Origin of the sequence: Umezakia ovalisporum Ak1311 (assembly GCF_029891685.1) — a bacterium.
GTDB classification, from domain to species: domain Bacteria; phylum Cyanobacteriota; class Cyanobacteriia; order Cyanobacteriales; family Nostocaceae; genus Umezakia; species Umezakia ovalisporum.
Map to the genome: position 1 here is coordinate 18,558 of NZ_JANQDJ010000059.1, position 15,808 is coordinate 34,365.

The 15,808-nt window shown below is 42.8% G+C and carries 10 protein-coding genes and 1 tRNA gene; 5 read left to right on the plus strand and 6 right to left on the minus strand.

Translation table 11 applies throughout. The features are described from left to right. Nucleotides 1-426 precede the first annotated feature (426 nt). From NWP25_RS10975 to NWP25_RS10990, 4 genes are all read right to left on the minus strand, one after another. Complete coding sequence (locus NWP25_RS10975; protein WP_280699380.1) at nucleotides 427-3,288, minus strand: ATP-binding protein; 2,862 nt, start codon at nucleotides 3,286-3,288, stop codon at nucleotides 427-429. A gap of 14 nt (nucleotides 3,289-3,302) precedes the next feature. Beyond that, nucleotides 3,303-3,887: a hypothetical protein gene (locus NWP25_RS10980; protein ID WP_280699382.1), complete on the minus strand. Its 585-nt coding sequence runs from the start codon at nucleotides 3,885-3,887 to the stop codon at nucleotides 3,303-3,305. Beyond that, a complete protein-coding gene (locus tag NWP25_RS10985; RefSeq protein WP_280699384.1) occupies nucleotides 3,887-5,317 on the minus strand; it encodes a hypothetical protein in 1,431 nt (476 codons plus the stop codon). The genes NWP25_RS10980 and NWP25_RS10985 overlap by 1 nt, the downstream gene beginning before the upstream one ends. Before the next feature lie 194 nt (nucleotides 5,318-5,511). Beyond that, on the minus strand, nucleotides 5,512-6,693 hold the full coding sequence (locus tag NWP25_RS10990) for a cysteine desulfurase family protein (RefSeq protein ID WP_280656507.1): 1,182 nt from the start codon (nucleotides 6,691-6,693) through the stop codon (nucleotides 5,512-5,514). A gap of 757 nt (nucleotides 6,694-7,450) precedes the next feature. Between NWP25_RS10990 and NWP25_RS10995 the strand changes: the two genes are divergently transcribed. Genes NWP25_RS10995 through NWP25_RS11005 form a run of 3 tightly spaced genes read left to right on the plus strand, consistent with a single transcriptional unit; the run spans nucleotide 7,451 to nucleotide 10,161 of the window. Then, nucleotides 7,451-8,293 carry an FAD-binding domain-containing protein gene (locus NWP25_RS10995; RefSeq protein WP_280650423.1) on the plus strand — a complete coding sequence of 281 codons (843 nt, stop codon included), beginning with the start codon at nucleotides 7,451-7,453 and terminating at the stop codon, nucleotides 8,291-8,293. Beyond that, complete coding sequence (locus tag NWP25_RS11000) at nucleotides 8,290-8,706, plus strand: hypothetical protein (protein ID WP_280656508.1); 417 nt, start codon at nucleotides 8,290-8,292, stop codon at nucleotides 8,704-8,706. Before NWP25_RS10995 ends, NWP25_RS11000 begins: the two co-directional genes overlap by 4 nt. Nucleotides 8,707-8,766: 60 nt before the next feature. Further along, entirely contained in the window at nucleotides 8,767-10,161 is a 1,395-nt protein-coding gene (locus tag NWP25_RS11005) for a TldD/PmbA family protein (RefSeq protein ID WP_280699386.1), read from the plus strand. Between the two features lie 26 nt (nucleotides 10,162-10,187). On the opposite strand, the gene NWP25_RS11010 is transcribed toward NWP25_RS11005, so the two are convergent. Next, on the minus strand, nucleotides 10,188-11,621 hold the full coding sequence (locus NWP25_RS11010) for a hypothetical protein (RefSeq protein WP_280650404.1): 1,434 nt from the start codon (nucleotides 11,619-11,621) through the stop codon (nucleotides 10,188-10,190). A gap of 564 nt (nucleotides 11,622-12,185) precedes the next feature. Here NWP25_RS11010 and NWP25_RS11015 point away from each other — a divergent pair. Beyond that, nucleotides 12,186-12,878 carry an esterase/lipase family protein gene (locus NWP25_RS11015; protein ID WP_280650405.1) on the plus strand — a complete coding sequence of 231 codons (693 nt, stop codon included), beginning with the start codon at nucleotides 12,186-12,188 and terminating at the stop codon, nucleotides 12,876-12,878. 117 nt (nucleotides 12,879-12,995) lie between these two features. Here the strand turns inward: NWP25_RS11015 and NWP25_RS11020 are convergent, their stop codons facing one another. Beyond that, nucleotides 12,996-14,915: a cation:proton antiporter gene (locus NWP25_RS11020; protein ID WP_280656511.1), complete on the minus strand. Its 1,920-nt coding sequence runs from the start codon at nucleotides 14,913-14,915 to the stop codon at nucleotides 12,996-12,998. Nucleotides 14,916-15,305: 390 nt separating this feature from the next. Here NWP25_RS11020 and NWP25_RS11025 point away from each other — a divergent pair. Beyond that, nucleotides 15,306-15,378: transfer RNA gene (locus tag NWP25_RS11025), tRNA-Glu, on the plus strand. Nucleotides 15,379-15,808: the final 430 nt, after the last annotated feature.

A 15,808-nucleotide genomic window follows, 5' to 3' on the forward strand; every position in this document is an offset into this window, starting at 1 on the left:
GGGGTAGGTTTTTTACATAGAGAGTTATAATGGGGCTACACTTGGGAGACAAAAAAGAAGAAGAAGGAAGAATTAAAATCCATGAAGATTTAGTTACAGGGCATTTTATCTGAGTAGGTACAAGGGCGGGGAAGATGCCCACCCCATAAGATTTATGATATTAAGGTTTGTACTTTATTTACTTGAAAACTGCTGTAACTATTGTTGTCAATGAAAAACTTAGAATAATGTTGAAGAATAAACATCTCAAACAATGGCCAACAATTGTGAGCTATCATCTGGGCTATGTGTCTTTAATTGATTTCTGTAGTTCATAATTAACAGAGATTTTTTATCAATTGCATTACAATTACTGCATTTTTGAGATGTGTAATTCAGTGGGGTAGGGCCATGGTTTGTTTCTTGCTAATACCTAACTTACTAAGGCTATATATCAGTTTCGACATGAGTATCCAGCCCCAATTCCGCTAGGGAAACTTTAGTTTCTTCAATTTTGTGAGGAGCTATTTTTCCCTCCACCATAATTTCTACTTTTAATGTCAACTTTACATCCTGGTCAGTAGTGAATTTAGTCAGCACTTTTGTGTAAAAATTCATCCATTTTTGCGGCGTAATTGTACTATGCCATTTCAATAAACTTGCTAATGGCACTGGGGGTATTACCTCCATGGGTTCATCTTGTGGTTGATGAGCATTATTTATATTATTACTAATGTAGGGTTGAGGGTTTTTCTCCCGAACATTAGTCACAGCTGTAGAATTACCGTGATTATTAACTAGAATGTAACTATTAGTTACCTCAGCTTGTGTGGGGGTTGAGGGATTTTCAGTCCCAGGGTCTAGGGCTGTTTGGTAACTTTCTGCTGTGTGTTGGGTAATAATGAACATATCCTCAGAAATTTCTACATCCCCCGGCTTTAAAGCACATTGGTAGTGGAATGGTTCATAACTATTGCTGGTTTTGCCAACATAGGCTAAAGTTCCTTCTTTAACACCCTGGGCGATGGCTGTTTTTACACATTCACTGTTTAGCAATCTAGGAAACAGTGGGGAGGAGAAAAAGGCATCGCGCACAGCTTTAGTGCTCCATTCTTCAAAAGCTGGGGGCCAATTTCGCACTAGAAACCGAGGGACAATGTTTTGCACAAGTTCATCACTGTGGCTTAAGCGATGAATAATTAAATTTACCAACTTATCGCACTGACTGGAATTGATTTGACCAAAATCAATGGTACGGATTTTGTTATCTTTGCCGAGTAAGGCTACAAATTTATAAGCATTCCAAACACTTTCTTTTAAATTAGACAGAGATTTTTTGAGATTTTCCTCTAGCTGACGTTTTTGGTCATCATTTAATCCTTTTTCTTGGTCACGGATATCTTCCCAAGCCAGAACTTTCCGGGCTTCTTCTCGTAGCTTGGTATCACTATCAGCAATTGACCAAATTATCCCACTTTTAAATGTTCTGTTAGATGTACCAAATTCTCGGGTCATAGACTCTATTTTTTTTAAAGTCTGACTATCTTGGAGAGAATCTTCTGGTGGTAATATTACTAAATTCAAAATAGGCTGATTAGGGATATCGGAAGAACTTTTAGGAAAGTCTATTAATTGTATTTGTGGGTGAGAACTAAAAACTTTTTTAATTTCTGCTCTAACTAGTTCTGTAATTCTGGATGATTGGATATTGGCGCGACGGTCTGCTAAAATTTTGTTTAGGTTGGGTGAGAGACTAAAGGAATATTTATTTTTTTCAATTGCTAGGTAATAGCAGTGTGTAGCCAGAGTTTCTAAAACAGTTTCTACATTGCCAATATCTAAAGATGGTTCTGCCACTGCTAACCGAATTTCTGGGATGGTGGATTCTGCACTTAAAACTCCACCGTTAGATTCAAAAAATATTGTAGTTGTTACTTTGCGGTGTAATCGCGCTTTTTTAATTCGGTCATCAGCTTCCCCATCTAAACGCAGTGCATGGGAGTCTTTTTTACCGCAAATATCAGTTGTGACAGCACCTTCTAAACGTTCTTCTCCTAACTGTTCAAAAACTGCGGCGCGAAATTGTGGATCATCCAGTGGTGCAGTACCTAGAGTAATTAAAGGATCTCGGTGTGCGCCTTGATATCCTTGTTGGTAGGCATTAGATACCCACAATGCTAGGAGTCGCAACACTCCCCTGGTGCGTTGGAAGCGGGGTAAACTTTGCCATTTGCGCTCGAATACTAATAAAACTGAGGGGTGAAAGGGATAGGTAGCATAAAAGGTTTCACGGGGATTATCCACAGGAAACCAACTGGGAAGCTGCTGGCGGTGATCTAGTACCCAATCAGCGTATTCGTTGGAAGTTGCGATCGCATCTTTTGGTAACATAATCCTACCATCGGCATTCACAGCCGCCGCATCCCACTCAAACAAACGGCGGCGAATAATTTCCGAAGTTTCCGCCTCAGCTGACATCATGATAGGTTTACCCACCCGATCCAGCATTTTCTTAAACCGTTGTTCATCGCCTTCATCTGCTGAGGTGTATTCCATTTCTGAAGCGGGAATGGAAACTACTAACACCACATTATCTAAACCTCTAGCAGTTTCTGATAACGCCTGAATGAAATTGTATAAACTGTTGTGATAACCCTTGGGACGATAGGTACTAACATAGTTAATAATTTCATCCATTAATATCAGACAGGGTTTATCCTTGGGTAGAAATTGTTTAATTACATCACCCTTGGGTTCAATAAACTCTGCTTCGTGCTGTGCTAATACAGACAGTGCAGCTTCACCACCTAGTTGATAAGCAATTTCTCCCCAAGGAGTTTTACGTAGGCTTGTACCATCATCACCGCCACGTCCTTTGAGGGAATCAAATTCAGTGCCCACAAACACCGCTATTGCTGCTTCTGGTACTGAAGAAATCCCAGCTTTTTGTAAAATCTTTTGTACACCAGTCCAATTATTAGCAGTAGATCCACCTTTAGCTAGGTGATAAAGTAAGGTGAGGGCATGGGTTTTACCGCCACCGAACTGAGTAGCCAAGTTAAACACAGCAGAAGTTTCTGTTTTTTCACCGGAGAGACGACGGACAACTTGGGCAGAAAATTCAGTTAAATATTTGGTGAGATAGGTACGATTAAAAAATTGTTCTGGATCTTGGTAGTAGGCTGGTGCAGTTTTATCTCTTACTTTGTCAAGATGGACAGCAAATTCGGAAGCATCTAAGGGTTTACCCTCACGTAAGTCGTCCCGGGGGGTTAAGCCATCAATTTTGTACCAAGGTTTAATTGCCATAAGTGATTCACCTGCTAAAGTATGCCGAATTTTCCAGTATTTGTTTCCAACTGCCACCATTTAAAAAAGCCGTAGGGAAAGGTAGCAGAATCGTCTCGACTACCTACTACCACAAGGGTTTCACCGTCGAGTTTCATCCTGTCTGCTAAACTTATGGCTTGCAGCACTTCATCGCGTAGAAAAGTGAGCAGGGAGGCACGTTCTTCTGCACTGCGGCGGTAGCAAAAGACTATTCTTAAAGCTGCACGCACACATAGCACTTTCCAGAGTGAGTAGGCACTGCGGTTGATATCGCTACTGTTCTCTAATTCCATCACGGCAATAGGAAACCGCCAGCGTGTATCACTAGGGGAGAAAGACATGACATCTAAAGCTAAATATTCACTGGGGGAAACGGGAAACAAGCCTAGTGGGTGTCCCTTGGCGGAAGACTGCCAACCTATTGCTGTAGAAGTTGAGACAACGGTAGTGGTTAAAGCTGTTGTCCATTTACCAAGTTGTCTTTTTAAGGCAGCTTGTTTTAAAGGTTCAGCATTTTCAGGTTGTTGTAGGGTTTGCCAGAATTTAGCTTGCCACTGGTAGGCGATATTTTGCATCATTATAACCCCAGGCCCTTCTTGCGAGCTAGTACACCATCCACCCAGCGTTTTTCATCTGTGCCAGTGGGGTACAATGCGGAGAGGGCTTGAGCAAGTCCCCAAAAGCGTTGGTCATTTCCCGCACCTTCTTCTACAAGGAAGCGTTTCAGTGCTTCACTGCGCCCGGCTGCAAATAAAATCATGCTTTGGTGAATACGGTCTAATGTAGTATTCCCAAAGTGGGGTACTGTTTTTTCTCCCCAGTCGGTGTTATCTTCTTCTTCGGTGATACCTAGGGCTGCGAATAAGTTGAGTTGTTCAACTTCTTTGTTTTTGCCCTTGGCTTTACCTTTGGTTTTGCTGGGGGTTTGGGCTTCTTCTTTCCCAAATAAATATTGTGTACGTTCTGATACTGGTAAAAGTCTGGCGGTGCTGCCTTTGACTTCTACTAAGCGGGTAAGTTGTTCTAAATGTGCGCCTAGTCCTTGGGCTATTTTCCGGGCTGCGTCAAATTCTAGGGTGTAACCGCCGGTTTTGATGGTTTTGCTGCTGGTTTCGTCGTCGTCGTTGTCGTCGGTTTCGGTTTCGCTGGTGTCGTCGTTGTTGTCAATGTTACCTGTGGAAAGTGTCCATAACCACATGGCGGTGAGGCGGGCATCTTCTTCAAAGCTGGTGGTATCAGCGCTGGAGAATATCATACTTAATGCTTCTTTGGAGACTGCTGCCCATAGGTATTCTAGGTATTCTTTGAGGGTGACAAGTTCGCCGGAGGCTTTTTCGACCCTGGAGTAGCGGGAGAAGATTTCTAAAGCGGGGCCAAGACAGGCGAAGATGGCATCTGCACCAACTACGCCTTCTGACTCTAGTCTGGGCATCCATGAATGGATGCGTTGGGGGAGTTCTTGGAGTACATCCCGCCAGTCGCCGATGTCGTCAGAGTTCCGGGGACGGCAAACGATATGCACAGATGAAGCAAGGGCGGCTGAGTTCATGGCCCGGAGTCTGCTACCCATTTCTGTATCTATGGGCCAGGAACCTGTCATGGTCCAGCCTGCATTTACCATTGCTTGTAGTTGGGCTTCCCAGCCTGATGTTGATTTATGGGCAAAGACAATGACGGCTATTCCTTCTGGGGATAAAAATCGGCATCCTTCCGCCATTGCTTTTTGCATTTGCTGTTCAAAGTAAGTTTTATCTTTGCCTTTGACTTCATCCACAATGCACTCATCATCTTTAGGGGTTAGTTCCGCTGTGAAAGATGTTTTTAGGGAAAGGGGTAAAGTTCGTTTTAGCCAAACATAGAAGAAGTCTGATAAGTCGGCATAGGGTATGGCATCATAATAAGGAGGGTCGGAAAACAAACATTGAGCAAAATCATCTGGTAGGGGGTGATTCGCTGCGTTGGCTTGTTGAGTTTGTCCTACTTGTATATGATCATTTGCTATCCACAATTTCAGCCTAAATTCTATTATACATAGACATAGAAGACCCCTATTCTATAAAAGATGTAACTCATCTATGTGATAGTGATAATATATTAGTTTTTTTTATAACTCCCTAACCTTGACTTCTAGGATTTTTGCCCCTGTATTGTAAAATGCTTCTTCTTGTTTTATTCCGTTGGTGGAAGATGTGAGATTTACTGTCAAAACTTCCCTGGATTAACTTTCAACTCCCCACATTGTAAATTCTCAACGGTAGAAATTACCTGCTGTGCTACAGTGTCTATTTGTTCAGCCGTATTAAATCTTCCTATACCAAATCGCACTGAAGCATAAGCTAATTTTTCCGAACGTCCCAAAGCCCTCAACACGTGGGAAGGTGCTGTACTTTTAGAAGAACAAGCGGAACCAGAAGAAATTGCCATAACAGGTTGTAATCCTAACAACAACGCAGCACCATCTACTCCTGGAACACTGATATTTAAATTGCCGGCTAATCGTTGGGTGGGATGTCCATTGAGATAAACCCCTGATAACCGGGAAAGTTGTTTCCATAATCTTTGTCTGAGTTCAGTTAGCCGTTGATTTTCTGTGTCTTGTGTTGCTAAAGCTATTTCTACAGCTTTGGCAAAACCGACAATTTGCGGCGTATATAAAGTTCCAGAACGCATTCCTCGTTCATGTCCACCGCCATGGTGTTGGGCTGCAAGTTGGACTCTAGGGTTACGCCTACGCACGTACAAAGCCCCAATTCCCTTGGGTCCATATACTTTATGTGCGGTCAAAGACATCAAATCAATGTTCATGTCCTGGACATTTATAGGAATTTTACCAATAGCTTGGGCTGCATCACTATGGAAAATGACATTTTTAGCCCGGCATATTTCGCCAATGGCTGCTAATGGCTGTAAAACACCGATTTCGTTATTTGCAGCCATTACCGACACCAAAATTGTCTCAGGACGCAAAGCTGTTTCTAACTGATGTAAATCAATGATTCCATCTGGCTGTACCGGCAAAACAGTAATATCAAATCCCAGGGATTTTAAATAATTACAAGGGTCAAGAACGGCACTATGTTCTGTGGCTACAGTAATAATATGTTGTCCCTTTTGGAAATAAGCTTCAGCCACACCTTTAATTGCTAAATTATTAGCTTCAGTGGCACCACTTGTAAACACAATTTCTTCAGGTGTAGCATTAATAGCTGCGGCTAAAATTTCCCGTGCTTGTTTCACAGCTGCTTCTGCTTCCCAACCGTAAATATGACTAACACTAGATGGATTGCCAAAATGTTCTGTAAAATAAGGAATCATTGCTGCTAACACCCGTTCATCTACAGGTGTAGTTGCGTGACAATCTAGATATATAGGAGGAATAGACATAAATTAACTCAAAACTTGTAACTCAAAACTTGACTCAATTTTTTTTGTTAAATATTTAAAATTCTGTATAATTAGTTTTTTGCCCTACCATACTCACGTTGATGTGTTTTGATTAAGTTGATAATTTTCCAGTGGTGACATATACAAACACAGATGGTTATGTATGTGGATTAACCAGAATATCCCTCAGTCCTGGGGGTCTGGGTTCTAAAACAGAAAAATTACCTCTGTTGGATTTCCGGTGAAACCTACTTTGATCATAACTCTGTTAAAGTGCCCATACCTCCTTACTTACCATGACAAATGGCTATTAATTCCTGTAATTTAATCAATACCAGTTGTGTATGGTCTTTGGTTTTGACATTGGGCTAAGTGTAATGAATGACACCATCGGTTGAAATGAGAAATGTTGACTGCTAAAGTCACTGAGTTGAACAACATAATGATTGTGGTCAGGATTGGAGAAATTAGGCTCAGGTTGCAGGGAATATTCTCATGATTTTTGTTAAGTGTGTTGTTACAGCACTTTCCGGTGTGGTGAGTTACACTATTGGCGGGCAAGATGCCCACCCCACAAAAGTTTCATGATTATGATTTGTACCTCATAAGAACAAAATCTGCTGTAAGTGTGGCTTTTCCATGACTAGATTTTGTTTCCACAAACCGTTACAACCCAGAGAAAACAAAGTCATAGACAGACCTTTGGGTTGGCTCTCACACTATAGTTTCCACAATGACAAATTACCAATTTAAAAAAATGCGCCGAGACTTTGGGAACCGCCATGACTTAATAGCTTACCTCCGGGAACAATTTCCTGATGCACCAGAGGAGGAGGACCAAATGAGTGAAATTGTGGGAGGACGTAAAGCTGCGGAAAAAGCACTACAACAAGTCAATGCGGTGGCTTACGCAAAAACACGTAACTTTTTAAATGGTGCTGTAACGAGGCTCTCACCCTATATTCGTTATGGGGTGTTAAGTTTGGCAGAAATTAAAGACCATGTCTTAGAAAAAGTACAGCAGCCAGATGATGCTAGTAAATTGATTAATGAATTAGGCTGGCGTGACTACTGGCAGAGATTATATGTCAAACTAGGGGATGGCATTTGGGAAGACCAAGAAGAATATAAAACTGGCTACACTCCAACAGATTATGCAGTCAAGTTACCATCGGACATCATAGAAGGAACCACAGGAAGAGTTTGTATTGATAGCTTTAGCCATCAATTGCGCTCAACCGGCTACTTACACAATCATATCCGGATGTGGCTAGCAGCTTATATTGTCCATTGGCGGCGCATTCGTTGGCAAGCAGGAGCAAAATGGTTTCTACAACACTTACTAGATGGTGACCCTGCAAGTAATAATATGTCATGGCAGTGGGTCGCCAGTACCTTCAGTCATAAACCTTACTTTTTCAATCGTGAGAATTTAGAACGCTATACCAATGGTGTTTATTGTCGCCAATGTCCTCTTTACGGTCATTGTGATTTTGAAGGTAGCTACGAACAATTAGAACGGGGACTTTTTCCCCAAGGAGGATTTAACAAAAAACCTAACAGTCAAAGTTGGCAACGCGGCAAAAAAGGTAAAAAATGAATAAACCAATAGTTTGGGTACATGGAGATTGCCTCAGTCCCCACAACCCCGCTTTAGAAGAATACCCCGATGCTCCAGCTATTTGGGTGTGGGATGAAGCTTTGATTGCTCAATGGCAATTGAGTCTCAAACGAATCACATTTATCTATGAATGTTTATTAGAATTACCTGTGGTCATTCGCCGTGGTAATGTAGCCCGGGAAATTTTAGCATTTGCCCAAGAACATCAGGCTGGCTTAGTGGTGACAGCAAATAGCCCCAGTCCCAGATTTAATAATATCTGTGACGAAATAGAAAAATCCTTAACTCTGGAAGTTTGGGACACAGAACCATTTTTTGAATACGATGGCTATATTGACCTGAAGCGATTCTCCCGCTATTGGCAAGTAGCACAAAAACAGCTTTTTGATTGATTACCCGGTATTGGCGCTTCTTTGCGTTGGTTACATATCTGCCCAAATTACCATTTACAAATGCTAACTACACTTGCTAACGCACACAATTTACTTTCTGACTTGATGAGGCGCTATTCTCACCGTGTAGATTACTTGGTGATTCGCCTTGAAGAAGTAGAAGGAACTGATATCTTGTTACGGGGGGACAATGTGGAAACCCTTAGCGAAGGCATTTCTATTGGTGGACATGTTCGCGCTTGCTATAAAGGTGGATGGGGGTTTAGTAGCTTTAACCAATTGGCAACCATTCAAGAACGCATTGAAGAAGCCATCGCTGCGGCGAGAATGGTGGGTGATGAAGAAACTACACTAGCCCCCATTGACCCAGTGCAAGCAGTATGTAAACTACCTCTACAAGGAACTGATCCCCGCCAAATTCCTGTGAGGGAGAAAAAACAATTATGCGATCGCTATACTGATTTATTAAAAAGTGTTGACCGTCGCATTACCACAACTTCAGTGCGCTATGCTGACAGCGCCCAAAAAGTGATCATTGCCACCTCCGAAGGAACTTTAATCGAGCAATCTTGGGTAGATATGGAAATGCGCTTTGCAGCCACTGCCCGCCACAGCGAAATTGTGCAAACAGGTAGGGAAACCACTGGTTCTCGCCAGGGTTACGAAGATTTAACTGCCTTGGATGAACAAGTTAAAAGTGCTGCCCAGAGAGCTATTGCGGCCTTAACTGTACCCTCCATAAAAGGTAACACGTACACTGTAGTCATTGACCCGATTCTCACTGGTTTATTTGTCCACGAAGCCTTTGGACATCTTTCTGAAGCTGACATGGCCTACGAAAACCCAGATTTATTAGCAGTCATGAGCATTGGACGGCGATTTGGCCCAGAAGAACTACAAATTTTTGATGGTGCTGCCCCAGAAGGTCATCGTGGTAGTTACTTTTACGACGATGAAGGCACACCAGCCACCACCACTCAACTCATTAAGGATGGGATTTTAGTAGGACGTTTACATTCTCGAGAAACCGCAGGCAAATTAGAGGAACCAGCCACTGGTAATGCACGTTGTCTCAATTATAACTTTACACCCATTGTGCGGATGACGAATACCTGGATTTCCCGTGGTAAAACTCCAGTATCAGATTTATGTAGTGATATCAAAGAAGGAGTCTATGCCCGTAATTGGCTAGGTGGTATGACCAACGGGGAAATGTTCACCTTTAGTGCCGGGGAAGCATGGATGATTAGAAACGGGAAAATAGCCGAACGTGTAAGGGACGTTACACTTTCGGGCAATGTTTTCCAAACCCTGGCTGATATTGAAGCCATTGGCGATGATTTCTACTGGGATGAATCCGGTGGTTGTGGCAAGGGTGGACAAAATGGCTTACCTGTTGGTTGTGGTGGCCCCAGTCTGCGGATTCGGGATGTAGTAGTTGGGGGGGAAACTTGAACTTCCCCTACTCCCCAGGGCTAATTTTATTTTTCTGCACTAGACTCTTTTTTTGCTTCGTGCCATTGGCGCAACTGTTGTTTCAGTTTTTCAGTGGATTCTAGAGTGGATTCCAGTGAATTGCCATTGGGTTGTGAGTTATTCGTTGGCTGAGAAGTAACAGCGGAAATAGGTGCTGACTGCTCATTGGGGATTCGCAGTTGGGGTAATGGTTTGACATTAGCCGCTGGTGTTTGCCCTTGAGTAGCCTCAGCAGTGTTGTGTTTGTTTTGGAAACGTAGGCTGAATGGATAACTGCTGATTTGCTCATCCCCTCGGGGAGACCTGGTACTAAAATATTCTCTAGTCTTTAATTGCAATTCGGTAGAAACTGATTTGTCCTGGAATTTAATATCTAAAATCTTGCCTTCAGTATCTACCACTAGGAAACCTGATACTGTGCCTTCAACATTGCCCTGATTTGCAGTAATGGTTTCTCGAATAACTGTTTTTTGTTTTGAATTTGGGTATTGTTGCTGAATTGTTTGTCTGAGGTTTTCGTAGGAGTTTAATCGGGCGATTAGTCCCTGTTGCTGATTTACTCGATTCAAAGGCAACTCAGGGGCTTTTGCCATGGATTCCGGCTGTAATTTAGGAAGAGTTTGATTTCCTAGTTGCTGACTTTTTTGAGGTTGTGGTTTTTCTTGTAGCCGAGCTATTAGGGCTGCTTGGTTGGGATTGATTCTGGCAGTATCATTGCCAGTGCTTGTGGTTTGTGGAGTCCTATTTACTGCTGTGGTGATGGGGGAGGTATTTGGCAAATCAGCAGGCAATTTGGACTGAGCTAGTTTTGGCAAGCCTTCTACAGTTACCGGTTCAACTGCCACTCTGACTTCACTATGATTAAAAGTTCGAGTAGATGGGGTAAATCTTTGATGAGCAGCATTGAAGCCAGAATTATTAAATTGAAATTCTTCTCCGGGAGCTATGGGGTCAACATTGGGCTCCACCATGGGTGCAGGCTGCCTTGGAGCTAAGGAAACACTGCCATTAGAAGCAACAGGATAATTAGGTGTTATGTTAATTGGCGGCAGGACGGCCTGGGTGTAGATAGATGATGCAGATGAGGGCAATGGGGGTAATACAGATTTCGGTATATTGAGATTCGGAAGCAGTTGCGGTCCTGGAGGTAATTGGGATTGTAAAGGTAATTGGGATTGTAGAGGTAGTTGCGGTTGCTGTGCAACTGAAGATGGCAACGTACTTGTGGTTTGTGGCAAACGGTTTTGATCAGCTTGGCTTAATTCTAGGATGCCCACTGGTCTTGGTGCTGCTGATACTTGAGATTGCTCAGACTCTACAGGCATCAATGGCACAATCAACGCAATAGCGCCGTGAATACCAAGGGAGGCTATTGTTGCTATCCCAGCTGGTTGGCTGAGGATTTCTGGTATATTTTTTAGCAGGGAGACGTAAGACATGGCTGTTATCGTTCACTCGGCTTTGTTGCGGTTGACTAGCAAAGGAATTTTATCTTAATTACAAGAGATGCATCCTACTAAAAATGATAAATTCGTAATACCGATACTTGAAATGCCCGAGTCCACTTGTTTCAGTTTTCTCACTGAAAACTTTTTGAGAAAATTTTTCTTTTCCTGAATATGAGGTTTCTATGGCGGGTTGCACAGTATCAACTGGAACCTAGGGCAGTTACTAGTGGTGGCAATGGCTACGCTGACAGCGGGCATTTTATCAGTCTCAGTATTAACTATATCTGTTGTAGTTGCTCGTTTTATTAGCTAGGGAACAAGGGCTAGATTGCCCTGCTCTAATAAACATTCTAATAAACATTAAGCTAGCTTTCAAAACAGAAATAGTTTCCAACGATTGTACCACATCATCCCAATTTTAAAATGTGGCCAAATTGGCTATTTACGGAGAGTTTCAAGGGAAAAATGCCATCTTTTGCCAAATTTACTTGATAATAGTCCACAAATACCTATGCAGCAGGTATTTAGCAACCACCTTTTCCACATTTGCCAAAAATGCCATCACCCACAATTATTGTGCCTGGATATTTAGAAAGCGCCATCGCCTACGGTCAATTAGAAGAATGTTTATTGCAGTTGGGTATACCCACGGTAACAGTACCACTGCGGCGACGTGATTGGTTACCTACCATTGGCAGACCTGTTACACCCATTGTGCAGCAACTGGATGATACAGTTAAACAGATGTTGCAGAAACATAACGCTGCCCAAGTCAATTTAATTGGTCACTCCGCCGGGGGTTGGATTTCCCGGATTTACATGGGACACCAGCCTTATCCACTACCCCGCCAGTCCACATCCCGGTGCTGGAATGCTCACCCTTTAGTTGCTAATTTAATTACTCTAGGTACACCCCATATTAGTCAAGAACGTTGGACACGGGGGAATTTGGATTTTGTCACTCAGAACTACCCTGGGGCTTTTTACAAAAGTGTTCGTTACGTTTGTATAGCTGGCAAAACTGTCTTTGGTCAAAGAAAACCGGGTAGCTGGTTAGCCTACAACAGCTATCAATTAACTTGTGGTCAAGGTAACACTTGGGGAGATGGTATCACCCCTATTGTCGCAGCCCATCTAGAAGGCGCAGAAAATCTGGTAATTTCAGGTGTGCAACATTCTCCCAGAAGCCCTGGAATGTGGTATGGATCCCCAGAACCTTTACAATCTTGGGTGCAGTATTTAGCTTAGGAAAATTTACCTTTTTTCCAGTAGTGGTTCTCACCCTGTGGTTAATTCGCATCACCATAGGAATTTTGCTTTCCTTTGATTGAAACAAGAATCTAAGAACTTCAAGCCGAGGAAGCCTCAATTCGGAGAAACATCGTTGGTAAAAATTGGAGATAATTCGTCCAAGGGTAGTTCTTCCACTTCCGGTAAAGTTTCCAGAGACAGACGAGTTGATTGGCTACCACCAGATAAACGCTTCAACAAGTTAGGTCTGGGATCATGCAACAAGTAAATAATGCGATCGCCCACTAACCATTCTTGAGTTGCGGACATCACCTGTAGACGGTCCTCTCGTTCCATCAACAATGGAATTAAATCTCCCGTCTTAATCTTTTCCTGGATGCGCTCTTGTTGTTTGGTAAATTCAGAATTATTGAGTGTAGTTGTTCCCAGCTTAACTCTGCCATCATTGAGGTACTCATTCCAAGTCTTAATAACTAACTCCGTAGCGAAAGCTTGGTGAACCTTGTGACTAGAGCTGGAATTAGCCTGGGGTTTGCGGGGAAAAACAGCCAAAACACGGGGCGGAGTAAATTCTTCAGCAGCGCGTTGAGCCAAGACAAAATTCACCTCACCGTTATTAGTCATAGCCAAGAAAGTTCCCATGGAAGCCAGTCCAGCTTCTTCCAAAACGGAAACATCCAGCGCACTGCTAGAAATGACTCGAATATCTTCAGCCGCTCCTTTGGCACAACGCTCCGGATCTGTATCAATCATAACTACCGCTTCTCCCCGTTCTTGAAAGAAACGGGCAATCAACAAACTCAAAGGATTACAACCGACAATCACCGCTCCTGTTGCATCCTTGGAGGTGATTCGTAGCCATTGAGCAATTTTTCCAGCTGTTAACCCTTGACAAACCACCGTCATGATAATTGTCAAAAATACTAAAGCTTTAATGGAATCACCCCCATTAATACCGCGCTGTGTCAAGGAAATGGCAAACAAAGAGGCCACAGAAGCAGAAACAATTCCCCTAGGAGCCACCCAGCTTAAAAATAGTTTCTGTCGCCAATTCAGGTCACTGTTCCAGGTACAGCAGAGAATATTAATCGGGCGAACAACAAACATCAATACCAAGACAGTAAATAAACTGCCCCAACCCAAGGCAAACACACTGGCAATAGAAAGGTCAGCGGCCAAAAGAATAAATAGCACCGAGACGCTGAGAATTGTCAGTTGACCTTTAAAGCTTCGTAATAGCCGCTCTTCTGGTACTGAGGAGTTAGCAAATACAGCACCGGCAATCACTGTGGTCATGACTCCCGATTCACTGCGAATAGTTTGCGCCACAGTAAACAGACCCCAAAGAATGGCCAGTACCACCAAATTTTTTAACTCCGAAGAAAGAAAATTAGCCCGCTTAAAAATCAAGCTCATCAAATAGCCACCTGCTCCGCCAATTGCTGCACCAATTCCTAGACGCATCAGTAAACCGATAATGGCATTAATGGGGTCAGCATCGCCGTTCATGATGGTATCTAAGACCACGAAGGCAAGAATAGCTCCTACTGGGTCAATTAAAACTCCTTCTCCTTCTAAAATTGTTGCTACTTGACGATCTACATTAATTTGTTTCAGGAGGGGGCTGATTACAGTGGGCCCTGTAACCACAATTATTGATCCGTAGAGAAAAGCTATATTCCAGGGAAATTCCCCCAGCCAATGGGCTGCCATACTACCGCCAATTAATGTAATCAATGTTCCCAGGGTGACAAGCAATTGTAGGCTCACAGAAACTCTGCCCAACTCCTGTACATCTAGGTTGAGTCCGCCTTCAAACAAAATTATTGCCGTTGCTAGGGCAACAATCACTTCCAGCCCCGTACCTAGCATATGGGGATGTAAAAAGCCCAGCCCATCAGATCCAAGGAGAATGCCTAGTAGCAATAACAAAACAATACTGGGCAAGCGAAAGTATGCAGCCAGCACCTGGGCGGCAATGCCTGCAACAACCACGCTCACCATCTGTAGGGTTATTTCAAAAGATGCTTCCATGTTGTAGATTTTGAGCTATGTATTTCAAAATCTCTTGCAAAGAATAGTAAGTATTACTTCTAAAGAGTACAACATCACATCCTCTGTCCCCAGGAAAATCCAGAGTTTTTCTCATATCTAGTCCTTTATACTGCTCCATTTGGTAATGATATGGAGAAACCTCTGGTGGTGCCAGGGCGGAAATGAAGAGTCCTCTTGTTAGTATCAAACACATGGAAAAATTCCACAGCTACATTAATCGCTGGTTATACTGTTTGTTTCTGTGCCTGATGCACAAATTCAAATAGGGGATATGTATTGCCCCCCATTTTAGCCCTGAAAAAATTTTTTTGGAAAACCTGTTGACATCCATTAGAAAATTAGCTATTCTGTATAGAGTCTGAGTCTTATGCCCCCATCGTCTAGAGGCCTAGGACACCTCCCTTTCACGGAGGCGACGGGGATTCGAATTCCCCTGGGGGTACTTAAAAAACATTCTATGACCTAACCCCTTTGCTTGGCATTTTGTTGCAGGTCTTATTTCCAAGAGAAGGCTAATGGTATCTACTGAATGATAGAAAATTTCCCTCTAAAACCCGGTCTTTTTGGTGCTTTTTCCCTGGCATCTTGCCCCATTGGCAGCAATTGGCCATAATTTCCCCACCATTTCATTGGTAGATTTTGAACCCACAGGGAGTAACTGTAGGACTTTGAAACTCCCCACAGCCAGAAGTTGGGGAATTGTTAAAAAGTCCACAAAGTAACTTTCAATGGTGCTACCAAAACTACCCCACTAAGGCCACTGAGGTTTAAACTTAGTTTTATCCTCTCCGGTTTTAGGCTGAATTTAGGATAGAGTTGTGTAAAGCCAGGAATCTAAGGCGTAAAACAAATATCTGAAGATTTCTAGTAAA

What these genes read in the sequence shown, in the direction of transcription:
- NWP25_RS10975 (WP_280699380.1), bottom strand. Translation starts at nt 3,288, where the DNA reads ATGGCAATTAAACCTTGGTACAAAATTGATGGCTTAACCCCCCGGGAC.
- NWP25_RS10980 (WP_280699382.1), bottom strand. Translation starts at nt 3,887, where the DNA reads ATGATGCAAAATATCGCCTACCAGTGGCAAGCTAAATTCTGGCAAACC.
- NWP25_RS10990 (WP_280656507.1), bottom strand. Translation starts at nt 6,693, where the DNA reads ATGTCTATTCCTCCTATATATCTAGATTGTCACGCAACTACACCTGTA.
- NWP25_RS10995 (WP_280650423.1), top strand. Translation starts at nt 7,451, where the DNA reads ATGCGCCGAGACTTTGGGAACCGCCATGACTTAATAGCTTACCTCCGG.
- NWP25_RS11000 (WP_280656508.1), top strand. Translation starts at nt 8,290, where the DNA reads ATGAATAAACCAATAGTTTGGGTACATGGAGATTGCCTCAGTCCCCAC.
- NWP25_RS11005 (WP_280699386.1), top strand. Translation starts at nt 8,767, where the DNA reads ATGCTAACTACACTTGCTAACGCACACAATTTACTTTCTGACTTGATG.
- NWP25_RS11010 (WP_280650404.1), bottom strand. Translation starts at nt 11,621, where the DNA reads ATGTCTTACGTCTCCCTGCTAAAAAATATACCAGAAATCCTCAGCCAA.
- NWP25_RS11015 (WP_280650405.1), top strand. Translation starts at nt 12,186, where the DNA reads ATGCCATCACCCACAATTATTGTGCCTGGATATTTAGAAAGCGCCATC.
- NWP25_RS11020 (WP_280656511.1), bottom strand. Translation starts at nt 14,915, where the DNA reads ATGGAAGCATCTTTTGAAATAACCCTACAGATGGTGAGCGTGGTTGTT.